Raw genomic sequence first — 14705 nt, 5'->3', positions numbered from 1 at the left:
TCGAAGTAACCAGTACAGATTTTACATTATGAGATGGTGAATGCGATGGTGCAACCGCAGATGCAATCCGATGGTACAACCGCGTTCTCGGTAATCGTACCTCACAGCGCAACATCATGGATGATCTACTGGGGATGCGGGCCTGTGAGTGACCTGAAAGATTATTTGAAACGCGGGCCGTACAGACAAGTTGCAGGATTCTTTGTTCCGATCGTAGTCTTCATCAGGAACTTTATCCGGTGATTGGTGGATGCCATCAAACAAATGTCTTCAGACGACAAGCGCATCCGTCGCGAATTGAACAATCTTGGATTTGAAATCGGCTTCAGCGGTAAGTGTACCGCTGTCGCTAACATGAGGGGTCCGGGAGGATTCGCTTCCCCGAAGTGAATCGAATGTTCATGGTTACCAGCGACGGCTGGATCAAGCCGGTCGAGTTGACCGCTGCCGAACAAGTCGCAATCCGAAAACAACTCTCATCTCGTATCAAGGAGGATGATTCTTGCCCTGCTGCAAGGCCAGGGCACGAATAACCTCAGACATCACGCTGCGATAATTCGCGGCCTCGGGTGGCGGTGCCATCTACTACGTCAACAACCGGCACGCGTGTGCGTCGATGTCGCGCGGAATTACCTGTTGTCCAGGTGCCCGCTTCATTACCACCGCCCTCTGTGGGCTTATTTCTTGTACGAGAAGAGAATATTACCATGAGTGAAGAAAAGAAAGATCAACCGCAACAAGACACGCACGATTGGAAACGTGAAGCACATCGACAAGCCGTCATGCGAATTGTTGAGTCAGCCCATCGAACGAATCCGTTCTACGACAACCAATGGACCGCAGGCGGTCTGCCCGCACGCTCCACAGAAAATTTGACATCGCCATCCCCATCGAAAGCGTTTTAATGTCGCTTGAGTCCTTTGGTCACAAAGACAGATGACGTGATAACAACCGCATCGGATTGCCAATGCAGCTGGTGCCGTGTGGAACGTTTTTCGTTACCACCGTCCCAATGCCGATCGTGCATTCCTTACCCACATGCATCCCGTTCGCAGTAACCGTTCCCGTGCCGAGGAATGAGCACGATCCTATGTTGCAGAATCCAGAAATGCACACACGAGGAGCGAGGAAACAGCACTTCTCGATTACCGAATCGTGAGATACAACAACGCCGTCTTCGATGCTTACTCCTTTGTCAACTATGCAGTGGGGATAAACGACAACCCCTTCACTAAGATTTGCCCGGGGGTGGATATAGCTCGTTGGATGAATTAGGTTTGGCAGGCTTCTACCTGAGTTTTTAAGATACGAGCAGATCTCAGCCCGTCTCGGCAAATGCTTGTAGCCCAGGCACACAAAAAACTCGCAATCGCCAAACTCATCGTCTGAGTACGAAGAAAAAGCGAAACTGTTTGAAGCCCTTTTCTCCCACAATTCGTCATCGAAGAAGAGCTCATGAATTTCATCGCTCCACGCCACAGGCACAAAGGCCTGAATTTGTCGGCCCACATCTCCAAATCCAACATAACCGATCTTTCTCATCGCGGTACCTCTTTGCTCCATATGTACCTGTCCGCGTTCGGACCGACCATGAACAACAAATCTAAGACCGAGACCTGCGGTTCGTAATCCCCGTGCAGTTGAGGGTACGCCGGATAATCGTAGGCCATGTACTCGACTTTGATACCCTCGGACTTCTGCATTTCCATGTAGGATTTCGCGGAGGGACCGGAGATGTAGTGGTCGGCACCCAGATGTTGCAAGATGCTGAGCAATCGGTCAGACTTCTGCCCCTCAGCTGGGAGAGACGAGGATCGCATGAAGCTAGTTCCTTTGATTCCCAGCCACTCCGCAACTGTTACTGTCAAGTCGATGATGAAATCGGCTAGTAGCTCTGTACGATGCTGGTAGAACTCTTCCAAGAACGCCTGGTATTCTACCCGGTAAGGTGCCTTACTCTAAGACTGGCGAATGGTCTTGTAATGAGAACGTGACCAATGCTTGTCCCAGTCGATTCGAATCTGATTGATGGTGGGGACCCCATCGGTTGCTCTCTTGCTGTGGATGGGGATAGTCAACCACTTTGAACCGTCGTTTGTCTTGATCCGGTTTCTCCATCCATATTTGTCGTACTGTACGTCGTCGTAGAATACAAAGACATCCGCTTGCTGAATTTGGTCGAAATATTCCCGCCAGGGAATATATGAAGGTTGGTGAATTACACACTTCATCAGGGCACCCCTCACTTTTCTATGGAAGAGTCTTTAGCCGTCGTTAACCAGAATTTACTTAAAGGTTTGTGCTTGCCGCGGCAGCACTTCTGCCAACCCGTCAACTAGCAGCTTAATTGTGTCCCGACTGTTGGAAATAGGTACGACCACAGATATACCAGCAGGGAGTCTTTCATCCGACATGAGTTGAGTACGCGAAAAAGGTTGTGTGTGTGTTCTTGCCGTGTGAGTCCGGCAAAAACGGAAATTGTCGCGCTGAGGAATGTGAAGCCAGTTTTCCGTGCACGAAAGGCGTCATAAGCAAAGACTCGACTATGTCGTGCGATGGTAGAGCGGTCAAGATCTTCGTCCTTCGTGGAATGGAGGCCATCCCGGCCGCGCTACGGACCCGCACTGGTGAGCAGGAGGCAACTGGTACATGGACATCTGCCAATTCAGCGTTGGCGAGCGACGCCAAAACTACTGCCAACTTGATCGATCCCCATGGATAAAACTGAACCCTTGGTCAGTGTGCCCTGGATGACTGTTGGACGTGCATCGCGATGTTGGTGGGATAAACCATCGCGATGGTACAACCAGAGATGACGGGTGCTCTTTGGTGCGCTGGATGAGTCACAAAGTGCGGGGAAACAAGAGAAAACTGCGGACCTTGACTTGCGACTACCAAGATGATGATTCCGCTGCTCTCACCAACTGAGCTACTCCGCCAAAAACCGTTTCTTCGGTCACTTGAATCTGGTGAGTGCGACGGTGGGAAGCTTTCTCGGATCCCTAAGGAGATTGGCAAAGTGCGGGCAAAAGTAAAGGGGAGCTAGACGCGTAACTGTCGCAGAATTCCACGCCTTCCGCAGCCTGGCCGACGAGTTGCGATACCAACCGCTGGACGCTTCGATGCTGGCCGGATTGGGAGCCATCTGGCCCTCCGATTGCCACCGATCTCACGTTACTATCCGCATTATCCGTCCAAGTGCGTCGCACATTGAAAAATGTCCAAGTTCGGGCAGTCAAAAGATTAAGCAGTAGGTGGGCCCCGAGGCCGCATCATCTTGCCAAACATCCTGAGTGCGGCCGAGCCCTGGCCGTGTGGAACGGGCTTGCGGGGCCTTGGCGATTGGCAATGGAGGCCGTCCTGATTTCAGCGATAAGCTACAGTTTTACTGACTGTAGGTCGTCCTGTAATGAATCAGAAAGTAGTTGAGGAGATTTGAAATGGGTCGTAATAAAAACTCGCACCTCCGCAGCTTGATGCCGGCCGTTATGGTCGGGCTGGTCGCACTCGCTGCAAATCAGTACTCGAAGATGACGCCCCATTCCTTCAGTGACTCACTTGCGTCGTTGCAACAACATCTGGTTGGGCTGAAGAAAGTCGCTGCGAAGCCGGTCTCACCGCTTGCCATGCAGCAATCGACTTTCGAGTCACTGAATGAGATTGTGTCGAAGGAATTTGCCACCTGGCAAAAGCATCGTCACCCGATCAACTCGGCAAAGCTAACAGCAGTCGTGATGGAAACAGATCATGTTTTTGAGTTGCTTTCACAAAACGAGGCTCTGACGCCTGCGGACCAGCATCGTACACGACTCTCTCATTTGATTATTCATTTCATGGCGGCTCAGATGCAGCCAGCAATTCATTCGGACAGTTTTCTGGAAATCTGCACCGAGGTGGTTCAGAGTCGTTCGTTGGACGATTTAGATCAGGTTCAAGCGTTGCGATTTTATCACGAGATCGATTTGGGTCAGGCCGACTTGTCTTTGGTCTTGCCTGCTCTGACCGAATTCTCGGCGACGCACAGTGAGCAGGCAAGTGTGGCTTTATATCAATTAGTGGCCGAGGAATTAGTAGTCCGCGGAAATCGTGAGCTTGGGATTCGCGTTTTGAAACAGGGCATTCAAGCTTATTCAGGAAGCTCGGGCGGAAGCCGACTCGTGAATGCTCTGGTTGATGTTGAGCAACTGCGGTAACCAGTGACTCAAATTTTTTTCACGAGTCCACGACGACGCGTGAGCCGTCAATCCGAAGTCGCCCCTGGGCGAAGAGTCGGATTGCTTCGGGGTAGGCTTGACATTCTTCCTCAAAGACTCGGGCGGCCAAGCTGGATGGCGTGTCGTCCTCTTTGACTTCGACAGCACGTTGCAAAACGATCGGGCCATGATCGTATTGGTTGTCGACAAAGTGTACCGTACAGCCAGTTACTTTGGCTCCGTGTTCTAGCACCGCTGTGTGTACGCGTTGGCCATAATAGCCTTGGCCGCAGAATGCGGGGATCAATGATGGGTGAATGTTGAGCACGCGTCCCTCGAACTCGGGGGGGATTAAGACGTGTTTCAAAAAGCCAGCCATCATGACCAGATCGATTTTGTCTTCGCGTAGCGGCTGAAAGATCTGGCGACTGAAATTCTCGGCGTCGGGCTGCCGTCCTGCCCGCACCACTTGGAAAGGAATGCCTGCTTGCTTGGCAAACTCCAATCCGCCCGCTTTCTCGCTGCTAGAAATGATTTTCGCGATCTCGATGTTTGCGAGTTCTCCGGCCTGAACCTTCTGGATTAGATTCTGTAGCGTGGTGCCGCCACCGGAGATGAGTACCGCGAGGCGGCAGCCAGATTCATTGCTCACCCGATTACTCCACAACAATCTGGATTCTTAATTGATGGGAGCCAATCTCCAGCTCCTCGCCCTCTCCGCTTGTCACGACATCGAGCTGACTGGCGAGAGTTTCGTTCTGGATGTACTCCAGATTCTCGACGATGGCTGTGCCAACTTCGTCCGATTCTGTTGCCACTTCAACTCGAATTCGATCTGTATACTGGCAGTCGGCCTGTTTGCGTTGATCCTGTATCAGACGCACGACGTCTCTTGCCAAGCCTTCTCGCAGGAGCTCATCAGACAGTTCTGTAGAGAGCACCACGACGCATTCGGTTCCCTGGGCGGCCGCCCAGCCTTCTCTGGCTTGTAGCCGGATTTGAATGTCTTCGTTGTCGAGAGCAATTTCCTGGCCTTCGCATGATAAAGTGATTTTGCCGTGTTGCTCCAGTTCTTGCATCAAAACTCCGCCGTCGGAGTCGCCAAGCAGTTTCTTGACGGCGGGCATCAGCTTGCCGATACGCGGCCCTAATCGCTTGAAATTCGGCTGTATCTGGTAGCTGATGTACGTTTCTGCATCGCGAGTGAACTCGACTTCCTTCACGTTCAATTCTGTCTTAATCAAACTGACATGATTCTGTAGCCAATCCAGGTAGTCGTCATTCGCTAAGATGACTTCAACTTTCGCGAGTGGCTGTCGCACCTTGAGTTTCGCGTTCATTCTCGCGCTGCGACCGAGCGAGGAGATTTCACGAGCTAATTGCATTTGGTGCGAAAGCTTTTCGTCAACTGCGTCTGTGTTGGCGGCCGGGAAGTCACACAGGTGGACGCTTTCCCTTGCTCCATCAGAAAACACGTTCGTCAGATTTCGCCAAAGATGTTCTGCCAGGAAAGGGACGAACGGTGCGATGATTTTGCTGGTTGTGATCAAGCATTCGTAAAGCGTCCAGTATGCGTCTAGTTTTTCTTGGGACTCCTTGTCACTGCTCCAGAAACGATCACGGCTGCGGCGCACATACCAGTTGCTTAATGCATCGACAAAAGCGGTGATACTGGCACACGCGTTGAAACTGTCGTAGGCATCCATCTTTTCGGTCACGTCAGTGCAGGTCTTATTGAGTTCACTGAGGATCCAGCGGTCGAGTTCAGCCCGTTGTGCGATTGGTTGAAAGCCTTGAGCTTCCACGAGTTCGTCGGGGTCGACTTGGTCGACTTGGCCGTTCAGTCGCTCCCCCGGATCAAAGCCGTCGATGTTGGCGTAAATTACAAAGAAACTGTAAACGTGCCAAAGTCGTAGTAAGAATTCGGGGATACTGTCTTTGATAGATCGTTCGCTATAGCGGATGGACGTCCAAGGTGCCTGATTGGCAAAGAAGTACCAACGCAGTGCGTCGGCACCATATTGATCAAAGATCTCATCCGGTGCGAGATAGTTACGCTTGCTTTTCGACATTTTCGCACCGTCTTCGCCGAGCATCAGACCGAGCACGATGCAGTTTCGATAGGGATGCGGAAAAGCATGTGGCGTGGCATTGTCTTCATGCTGTTCGTCGGGCCCGAACATCAGAGTGCTGATCGCCAGTAGGCTGTAGAACCAGCCCCGTGTTTGATCGATCGCTTCACTGATAAAGTCTGCCGGGAATTGGTTTTCAAATGCCTCGCGGTTTTGGTGAGGGTAGCCCCATTGAGCAAAAGGCATGGCGCCTGAGTCGAACCAGCAGTCGATCACTTCTGTGACCCGACGCATCTTCGCCCCTGAGGCGAAGGGCGAATCGTAAGTGACTTCGTCGATGTAAGGCTTGTGAACACGCAAATCATCCGGTAGATCGTTGTTCTTGGCCTTGGCTGCCTGCCAAACTTCGGTGCCTGACACTCCGGGCTTCTCCAAAAGCTCGTCATAACTTCCAAATGCTTCCATCTTGCCGGTCTGTTCACAGACCCAGATGGGTAAAGGGGTGCCCCAATAACGTTCGCGAGATAGAGCCCAATCAACGTTGGACTCCAGGAAATTACCGAATCGTCCTTCTTGAATGTGATCGGGTAGCCAATTGATCTGTTGGTTGTTTGCGAGAAGTTGGTCTTTGTACTGTGTCGTTCGGACGAACCAACTGCGTCGCGGATACTGAATTAGAGGATCTTCTTCAGCACGCCAGCAAAACGGGTAATCGTGCAGGTACTGTTCTTGGTGGAATAACAAGCCTCGTTCCCGGAGCTCACGCGAAATGTCCTTGTCGCATTCTTTGACCCATCGTCCTTCATACTTGGGCGCATCAGCCGTGAATTTACCGTCGGGGCCGACCGCACAAATTAACTCTGGCCCTTCACCCTCGGCGTAACGCTCTTGTTGCTCAATGAGGACCTCATAGTCGACTTCACCAAACGCGGGTGCCTGATGGACAATGCCGGTCCCGCTATCGATGGTGACGAAGTCAGCGCCGATGACATGCCACGATTTAACTCCTGTCGTTCCATCCTTGCGTTGTCCGACTGACTCTCCCTGTTCCGCGTGGTAGTAGTCGAAGGGGGGCAGGTAACGACGTCCGATCAGATCTCGGCCGCTGCATGTGGCGACAACTTCCAATTCATGCTTCACCTTCTCACCGATGGTCTCAGCTAACGCTTTTGCAACGATCAGCTGTTGCTGGCTCTCGTTGTCGATGACCGTCACATATTCCAAATCTGGATGAACGGCTGCGAATTGATTACTCGGTAAGGTCCATGGGGTGGTCGTCCAAACCAACAGACTTGTGTCCGACGGTTGTCCCGTCTCATCCAGAAGGGGAAATCGGATGAACACACTCGGGTCTGCTACCTCGCGATAGCCTTGCCCGACTTCACCGCTGCTCAATGCTGTGCCACCTTGTGCCCACCACCAAACAATCTTATGACCCTGGTAAAGCAGACCTCGATCAAAGAGGTGCTTGAGACACCACCAAACGCTTTCAACGTAGCTTTGATGGTAGGTGACGTAGGCGTCGTCAAGATCGACCCAAAAGCCGAGGCGATCCGTCAGTTTTTCCCATTGTTGCATGTAACGCCAGACGCTTTGCTGGCATTTTTGAATGAATGGCTCAATTCCGTACTCTTCAATCTCTTCTTTGGAATGAATCCCTAATTCCTTGCAAACTTCAACTTCCACCGGCAGGCCGTGCGTGTCCCAACCCGCTTTGCGTTCGCATCGGTAGCCCCGCATGGTTCGATAACGTGGGAAGAGGTCCTTGATCGCTCGTGTCAGGCAATGTCCCGGATGCGGCATGCCATTGGCCGTGGGGGGGCCCTCATAGAAGACAAATGCCGGGGCGTCTTGACGTTGCTTGAGCGACTGCTGGTAGATCGAATTCTCTTTCCAATACTCCAAGATATCGAGTTCGAGTTTTGGAAAGCTGACGTTGTTGGGAGCCGGTTCAAACATGAGCTTCTACTTGGAGCTGCGCCCGGTTTGCAAGCCGATCACGTGTCGGTTGAAAACATGGCTGTCGACTTATTGCCTGCATTGTTAATCAAAGATTGAGTTCGAAGAACGCGGATTGTCTAGCCGGTTTCATCGACAGAACTGAGTCGCACGGTTGCTGCTGATCCCTACATCGAAAAAGCGTGCTCGTGCCACGCTACGGCATGAAAATCCGCAATGCCAATCATGCCTCGAGGTCACTGATACCGTGCCGCCGTAGCAGTTCTTGAAAGCTGGATTCGTCTCGAAGGGCGTCGAGATCCGAATCCGCTTCGATATGAGCGAAGTCGTCATAGCCCAAGTCGATCGCCTGTGTGAGCGCTGCAATGGATTGTTGTGTCTCCCCGGCCATGGCCAGACTGCAAGCCAAGTTGTAACGCACTAAATAATCTTTTGGGAAACGTTCCACGAGTTTCAGGTCGAGTTGCAAAGCCTCTTGGAACTCACCCCGACGTGCCAATAGTTCCGCCTGGCGACGCATGACATCCGAGTTGGCATCGCTGCGTTTCAACACATCTCGGAAGAATTCGAAATCGAATTCATCTTGAGACTGGTCGGCATGAAAGCCCGTTGGCGCCTCTTTGGCGGGACGCTTCGTTGGGTCTTGCGACGAACTCATGTCTGTTGGATCTCGATGGTGGATGGTATTTCAGTGATTCCGCGGAAGAGTTATTCGTCCTCTTCAAATCCCCCGCTCTTATCTTTGCTTTTGTCTTTTGATGGATCATTCGGATTCGCATCAAACTCGTGCTCGCCGTAATCGAATTTCTCTTCTTCTTCCTCTTCGAAGTCGTCATCAAAGTCGTCATCAAAGTCGTCATCGTGGAAATCTTCGTCGTCTTCGCCGTCGTCATCGAAGTCTTCGAATTCGGCATTAACGATTGCCAGGGGAGGGTCTTGCGGCCATTCCACTTGATTTGGTTCAAAAGTAACGAGCATCTCATTCACCTTGGGGCGGACGACTGATGTTTTCTCAAATGAACAGCGGTTCGGTGTTCGTACCTAAGATATACCGTTGTGTCAAGAAATGATGCAGCCCGTTGGCTTGCGTTTGGTAGGCATGCAACTTCTCGATTTGTTCCGCCAGTGGTCTTGAAGCCGTGAATTATGGGTGGTGGGCAGACCGCCGACAGCAAGAATTTAACGAATGGGCGACGCGACGAGAAGTCGGTAGAACCCAGCTCTCTTCTTAATTTGCGGCAGCCAATGGTCGGCGCACAAAAAAAGGCGGGCTCGGACGAGTGTCCGAACCCACCTCACACGGGGGGGGGGGTCAGAATGCAATCTTGTTTTCGTTGGCCGTTGCGATGTCAAAAGCGCCTGCTGTTTAGGGAAAGCCTACGATCTGTCCGTCGTCCCCGAGCTGTTTATTGAGGTGGAATGGGGCGAAAGAGTGATTTAGGGGTGTCCAGCTGCCGGATGATGGGCTGAATCCGGTTTTGATGGCAAATTCTTCCCTTGGTCGCTCAACTGGCAGCTCAATCCAGTTAATAAATGCTCGCTTGGGCGATTTTTTCGCTGTTTTAAGCCGTGCACGGAGCCCGATTTGGCCCTGCTCGGTTGGTCGAAGCGAGGGACATGAAAAAACTTGGGCTACAACTCAGACCCGACAATCGACTACAGTTCGCCGAAAATGATCGGAGTTCCCTAATGATTCTGCGTTACTTCAAGCCGATTCGAGATCTGTTACGAATTTTTTCGCACGAGAATTCGCCCCGACAAATGGCGTTGGGGATCGCTTTGGGGCTGATGATTGGCTTGTTGCCAAAGGGTAACCTGATTGCCGTCTCGCTCACCATCTTGATGTTCACGCTGCGGGTGAATCTGGGAGTGGGGCTGACAACAACATTTCTGGTCTCCCTGGTCGCTACAAGTCTCGATCCACTAACTCACGCAATTGGGCTTCGTGTGTTGGGCCACCCGGCTTCCTACGTTCGTTTAGCTGCTTGGCACCAGCTGCCAATCGTGCCTTGGACCTCTTTGAACAATACCGTGGTGATCGGTGGTCTTTTACTGGGAATTGCTTTGTTTTATCCCGTCTATCATTTGGGAGAGACGCTGTTCGATTATCTCGCAAAGCGACGCGCAGCGGTCCACCAACCTGTTGAGACCGCTGGGGAGTGACCGATGATACGTTGGCAATATATTATTCCTCGCGTTGTGATCTTGTTGACGATTACGGCCGCCCTTTACTTTTCCTTGGGACCGTTGCTCTATCTCGTAATCAAGTACGGTGGTCAGTCAGCCACGGGTTCGCGAGTGGACGTCTCTGTGGTGAAGGTTGATCTTGGGGCGGCGCAGATTAGCTTACAAGGATTGCTGTTCGCTGATCCTGGAAATGATCAGCAGAATCTTTTCGAGGCAGATGAGATTGTTTTGGATTTGGAGACCGATGCGGCTTTGCGTCGAAAGCTGATTGTTCGAGAGGGACGTGTGAGTGGGCTTCGTTTGCAGACGGGGCGAGATGAAAGCGGGGCGCTTGAGGCTTCCGATCGAAAAGGTGGAGAGTCCGTCATTGACCGAGTCAAGCAGCGAGGTGAAGCATGGTTTGATTCATCATTAGGTGCCTTTAAGCAAGATCTCGAAAGTGATTTGCACACGATTCGATTGTCCCGCGAACTGAGGCAACGCTGGCCAATCGAATATGAGCGACTTCGACTGCGGGGTAAGCAGATTGAGTCGGAGGGACAGAAGCTAAAAGACGACGTAGAACGAATTGTTGAACGTCCTCTTGAAAATCTACAGCTTGTCCAACCTGCCGTGGAACGGATTCATCAGTTGCGACGCGAGACCTCAGAAACAAGACAACAATTGGAGGCTCTTCACCGACAAGTGCAACTGGATAGGGAGGCCTTGGTGGAAGCGAAGGCACATGATGTTGCCTACGTGCGAGAAAAGCTCCATGTTGATGCATTGGATGCGGAATCGATCAATGACTATTTACTGGGGCCAGTCTGGTCAGAGCGTCTGGTCAAGGCGTTTCAATGGATACAATTGACGCGAGAATTGACCGGTGATGTTGGGGAAGCGGCCGCGGACCAAGATGAAGCGACTCGCGGGTTAAGCGTGCTGTTCCAGGGGTATCATGCAACTCCGGATTTCTTGGTGCGAAAGTTACTGCTCGACGGTCGTGGGACAGTTGGCAACGATCCTTTTTACTTTGTTGGCCAAATTGCCGAATTGACTCCCCAGTCCAAGCGACACAGCAGGCCGACGATCGTGCAAGTCAGAGCCCGGGGAGCGATCGATCTGGTGGGTACCGCAACCATCGATCGTCGACACCAACTCCCTATTGATCGTTATGTGATCGATATTCCGGCACTCCAGCAAACTGGTCGTGTGTTGGGCAATCGGCAACAGTTTGCAGTGGAGATTGCTCCCGGTACGCTGGCCATTCGTGCTGAAATTCAAGTCGTTGACCAAGAGCTGCAAGGCTGGGTCAAGCTGAGCCAGCGCGAATTAGATCTTCGGCCACATCTTGGCCCGAAGTATTCGAAATATCTTTCGGGTGATCGTCTGCAAAGTTTGCGCGAGATCAACCAGTTTTCCGCGGTGCTTTCTATCTCCGGAAAACTCCAGCAGCCTCGCTGGAATCTGAAATCTGATTTGGGGACCCAAATCGCTTCGTCGCTGAATGCCGCGATTAAGGCTGAATTGGTCGAGCGGCAACGGGAATTAATCGAACGAGGAAATCGAGTGATCGAACGTGAGTTGGGATCCTTGCAGAGGAATCTGATGGAGGACCAGCGGGAGTTACTCGAATCGCTTGAAATCGGTGATGAGCAACTGGACTTGATCAAGCAGCAGTTGATGGCGGAAGCGGGGTCACCCGATCAACTTATCGGGCAAGGGAAAAAGCTACTTGAGATCTTCAAGTAAGTGTTCTCTTGATGGTGGGAGTGGCCCGAATGCGGAGTTACGAGTCGGTCGAACATCCAGGTTTTCTGCATTGGATCCCAAATCGGCAACTCGAACCGATCATCTTATCAGTGGAATCGATTTTGAAACGACTTGGCGGTTTTCGCTTCGTTTTTCTGGGGGAAAATGCTGTCGTTTTGGCCGGCTGCATTGGTTGTCAGGAGCCAAAAAAACTGTTTCTGTGGAGCCATGAGCTTTCATTGTTCGCTTTGTTAGGAGCGGGAAATTAAGATTGAAGCAGTCGCCTTCATTTTCGATCAAAGAAAAACCATGCCGCATTTGCAGTTTGATCCATATCGAGATTGGCTGGGGTTGCCCGGTGCACCTACCAGTTTTTACGGTCTGCTAAGTTTGAATTTGTTTGAAGCGGATCTGGATGTCATTCAAAAGGCGGCACATCGCGCCAAGTTAACTGTCCGAAACGTCAAGCCTGGGCCCCACATCCAGGCGTGGAAACAGTTGCTTGATCAAATCGAACGAGGTCGAAGTTCTCTTGCTGACCCGCAGTTGAAGGCGCAGTATGATGCGAGTCTCGTCTCAGATCAGACATCGCAGTTTGATGCAATCCAAGTCGGGATCGCGGAACCTGATTTGGGGGCCCGTTTGGATCCGATGGCACCTCTTGCGGATGTGAATTCGCCGCCGCGACAAGCTGCATTGGCTGCCGAGCCTCTGGCAGTTCCAGCGCCGCCAACACAGACGCCGCCAACACAGACGCCGCCGATTACCAACTCGGCTGCGGTCAGACAGCGTTCGGTTGAGTCGTCAAAAGAGTTGACGACGATTTGCCGTTCGAGTGCTTCTCCCGCGGTGCGGGAAATCACGCGCCAACGAGTCTGGCGAAAGCAGAAAGTCAGCGCTCGATTGGCATTCATTTTGATCGGTATTTGCTTCGTAGGGATGTTGTCTGCTTGTTGGTTCATACTGCAGCTGGATCCTACGTCGTTGCGAGTTGGACTGAATTCACCGTTGCCGGTAGCCGAGTCGTCCGATCGTTATGAAGAGAGCACCCCGGTTTCCGACAGCAGCGAAGCAGCGGCCGCCGTATCCGATTCGGAAGAGTCTCGAATGAAGATCGAGTCATCTATCCGGACGTCGACTGGAGTCAGTGCGAAGCCCCGGCAAGAAATGGCCGAACCAAAAATGGCCGATCGGCAGGAGCGTTCTTCTTTATCCAGTGCGGTGGAATCGCTTGATACTGAAATGAACCGACCGAATTCGCTCGAGATGGCAGCCGATCCAGCGAACGTGATCGAACTGACTCCAGGGCAGGTTGCAGTAGCTCGTCGCTTACTTATTGAGGCACATCGCGCACTCAGCGAGCAAGGAACCGAACGGGGCGAAGATTTGTTGCAGCAGTTACGTTCAATTCCTTTGGGTGCGAAAGAGGAGGCGATGGTTGATCGATTCGCGATGCTCCAAGACTATGTGAGTGAGTTCTGGAAAGCTGTCGATGATGGGACGGAATTTGTGGAAGGTACAGAGTTGACGTTGAAACAAACGACCGTCTTCGTCGTCGAAGTTAATCCCCGAACCATCGTCTTGCGGGTGTTGGGTAAGAATCGTCGGATCGATCGTGGGCAGATACCAAGTGGTCTCGCTTTGGCACTTGCGGACCGGTGGTTTAACCAGCGAGCTGTTTCGACGAAGGTTTTCAAGGGGGCCTATATGGCGGTCACACCGCGTTACGAGGTGGCAACGGTCAAACAAATGTGGTCGGATGCAGCCAGCGAAGGTGTGGACTTGGGCGATTTAATGGAAGTCCTGGACGACCGGGAATTGCTCGGTGTCCAAACCCCTTGATCTACTCGGTTGGGAGGGGTGCCACGAGAAGTTTTTCTGCCGTTTCACGTCCCAAAGACGTTTCTTGCTCATTGATCGCCACCGTCACAACTCCTGCTTCCAGGCGATTTGCGGTCACTCGTCCCTCGGCGCCCAGTGGCAGTCCAATTTCACTCAAGTATCTCAGGAATTGTGGCTCCTGATCGAGCACTCGGACCAAGCGGAATTTCACACCCGTATCGCAACTTGCCAAGCGATGACTGGTCGCATCGGGCAAGGTGCCGTCTGCTCGGGGAATCGGATCTCCGTGAGGATCAACGAGTGGATAATTCAAATACGCATCGATCCGATCCACCAGCAGATCACTGACGGCGTGTTCCATGTTTTCGGCTTCATCATGAACTTCATCCCAAGTCAAGCGGACCGTGTGTACGAGGAAGAGTTCGATCAGCCGATGTCGCCGAACGATTCTCAAAGCGAGTGCCCTTCCGGACTCGGTCAGCCGAACCCCCTCGTACGGTGTGTAAGTCACCATGCCGGATTGACTTAGTGTTTTGAGCATGCTGGTGACGGTTCCCGGCGAGACATGCATAGCTGCCGCAATTGCACCGGTGGCGGCTAGTTCGCTCTGATTGTCGGAGCAAATCTGGTAGATCGTCTTGATGTAGTTTTCAATCGTCTGAGTGGACAATAGAGGAGTCTCCACGCTGTTGAAGGCATCCGGCGATAACGGGACGGATGA

General features: G+C 52.2%; 10 protein-coding genes and 1 pseudogene. 5 read left to right on the top strand and 6 right to left on the bottom strand.

The window, feature by feature from the left end; all coding sequences use genetic code 11:
- The first annotated feature begins 707 nt into the window (after nt 1-707).
- On the top strand, nt 708-905 hold the full coding sequence (locus P8N76_01895; protein ID MDG2380401.1) for a hypothetical protein: 198 nt from the start codon (nt 708-710) through the stop codon (nt 903-905).
- 633 nt (nt 906-1538) lie between these two features.
- Here the strand turns inward: P8N76_01895 and P8N76_01890 are convergent.
- Nucleotides 1539-2231, bottom strand: a pseudogene (locus P8N76_01890) (WbqC family protein).
- Nucleotides 2232-3440: 1209 nt separating this feature from the next.
- Here P8N76_01890 and P8N76_01885 point away from each other — a divergent pair.
- A complete protein-coding gene (locus P8N76_01885; protein ID MDG2380400.1) occupies nt 3441-4193 on the top strand; it encodes a hypothetical protein in 753 nt (250 codons plus the stop codon).
- Nucleotides 4194-4212: 19 nt separating this feature from the next.
- Here P8N76_01885 and purN read toward each other — a convergent pair whose 3' ends face one another.
- The 4 genes from purN to P8N76_01865 form a co-directional block, all read right to left on the bottom strand.
- Nucleotides 4213-4845: a phosphoribosylglycinamide formyltransferase gene (gene purN / locus P8N76_01880; GenBank protein MDG2380399.1), complete on the bottom strand. Its 633-nt coding sequence runs from the start codon at nt 4843-4845 to the stop codon at nt 4213-4215.
- A gap of 4 nt (nt 4846-4849) precedes the next feature.
- Complete coding sequence (gene ileS, locus P8N76_01875) at nt 4850-8224, bottom strand: isoleucine--tRNA ligase (GenBank protein MDG2380398.1); 3375 nt, start codon at nt 8222-8224, stop codon at nt 4850-4852.
- A 223-nt stretch (nt 8225-8447) separates the two neighbouring features.
- Nucleotides 8448-8882, bottom strand: a complete 435-nt coding sequence (locus P8N76_01870) for a hypothetical protein (GenBank protein ID MDG2380397.1) — start codon at nt 8880-8882, stop codon at nt 8448-8450.
- A gap of 50 nt (nt 8883-8932) precedes the next feature.
- Nucleotides 8933-9202: a hypothetical protein gene (locus P8N76_01865; GenBank protein MDG2380396.1), complete on the bottom strand. Its 270-nt coding sequence runs from the start codon at nt 9200-9202 to the stop codon at nt 8933-8935.
- Between the two features lie 639 nt (nt 9203-9841).
- Between P8N76_01865 and P8N76_01860 the strand changes: the two genes are divergently transcribed.
- From P8N76_01860 to P8N76_01850, 3 genes are all read left to right on the top strand, one after another.
- Nucleotides 9842-10387, top strand: coding sequence for a TIGR03546 family protein (locus P8N76_01860; GenBank protein ID MDG2380395.1), 546 nt, complete (start codon nt 9842-9844; stop codon nt 10385-10387).
- A 3-nt stretch (nt 10388-10390) separates the two neighbouring features.
- A complete protein-coding gene (locus tag P8N76_01855) occupies nt 10391-12142 on the top strand; it encodes a TIGR03545 family protein (protein MDG2380394.1) in 1752 nt (583 codons plus the stop codon).
- Between the two features lie 309 nt (nt 12143-12451).
- The gene (locus P8N76_01850) at nt 12452-13984 is read left to right on the top strand and encodes a hypothetical protein (protein ID MDG2380393.1); all 1533 of its coding nucleotides are present in this window, start codon (nt 12452-12454) and stop codon (nt 13982-13984) included.
- 1 nt (nt 13985) lies between these two features.
- On the opposite strand, the gene P8N76_01845 is transcribed toward P8N76_01850, so the two are convergent.
- Nucleotides 13986-14654: a metal-dependent transcriptional regulator gene (locus P8N76_01845; GenBank protein ID MDG2380392.1), complete on the bottom strand. Its 669-nt coding sequence runs from the start codon at nt 14652-14654 to the stop codon at nt 13986-13988.
- Nucleotides 14655-14705: the final 51 nt, after the last annotated feature.

This window comes from Pirellulaceae bacterium (genome assembly GCA_029243025.1).
Taxonomy (GTDB): domain Bacteria; phylum Planctomycetota; class Planctomycetia; order Pirellulales; family Pirellulaceae.
Note: the sequence above shows the minus strand (reverse complement) of the source record. Positions and strands in the feature narration are given on the sequence as shown.

Bases quoted from the DNA above. Each gene is read 5' to 3' on its own strand.
- P8N76_01895 (MDG2380401.1), top strand. From the start codon at position 708: ATGAGTGAAGAAAAGAAAGATCAACCGCAACAAGACACGCACGATTGG.
- P8N76_01885 (MDG2380400.1), top strand. From the start codon at position 3,441: ATGGGTCGTAATAAAAACTCGCACCTCCGCAGCTTGATGCCGGCCGTT.
- ileS (MDG2380398.1), bottom strand. From the start codon at position 8,224: ATGTTTGAACCGGCTCCCAACAACGTCAGCTTTCCAAAACTCGAACTC.
- P8N76_01870 (MDG2380397.1), bottom strand. From the start codon at position 8,882: ATGAGTTCGTCGCAAGACCCAACGAAGCGTCCCGCCAAAGAGGCGCCA.
- P8N76_01865 (MDG2380396.1), bottom strand. From the start codon at position 9,202: ATGCTCGTTACTTTTGAACCAAATCAAGTGGAATGGCCGCAAGACCCT.
- P8N76_01860 (MDG2380395.1), top strand. From the start codon at position 9,842: ATGAAAAAACTTGGGCTACAACTCAGACCCGACAATCGACTACAGTTC.
- P8N76_01855 (MDG2380394.1), top strand. From the start codon at position 10,391: ATGATACGTTGGCAATATATTATTCCTCGCGTTGTGATCTTGTTGACG.
- P8N76_01850 (MDG2380393.1), top strand. From the start codon at position 12,452: ATGCCGCATTTGCAGTTTGATCCATATCGAGATTGGCTGGGGTTGCCC.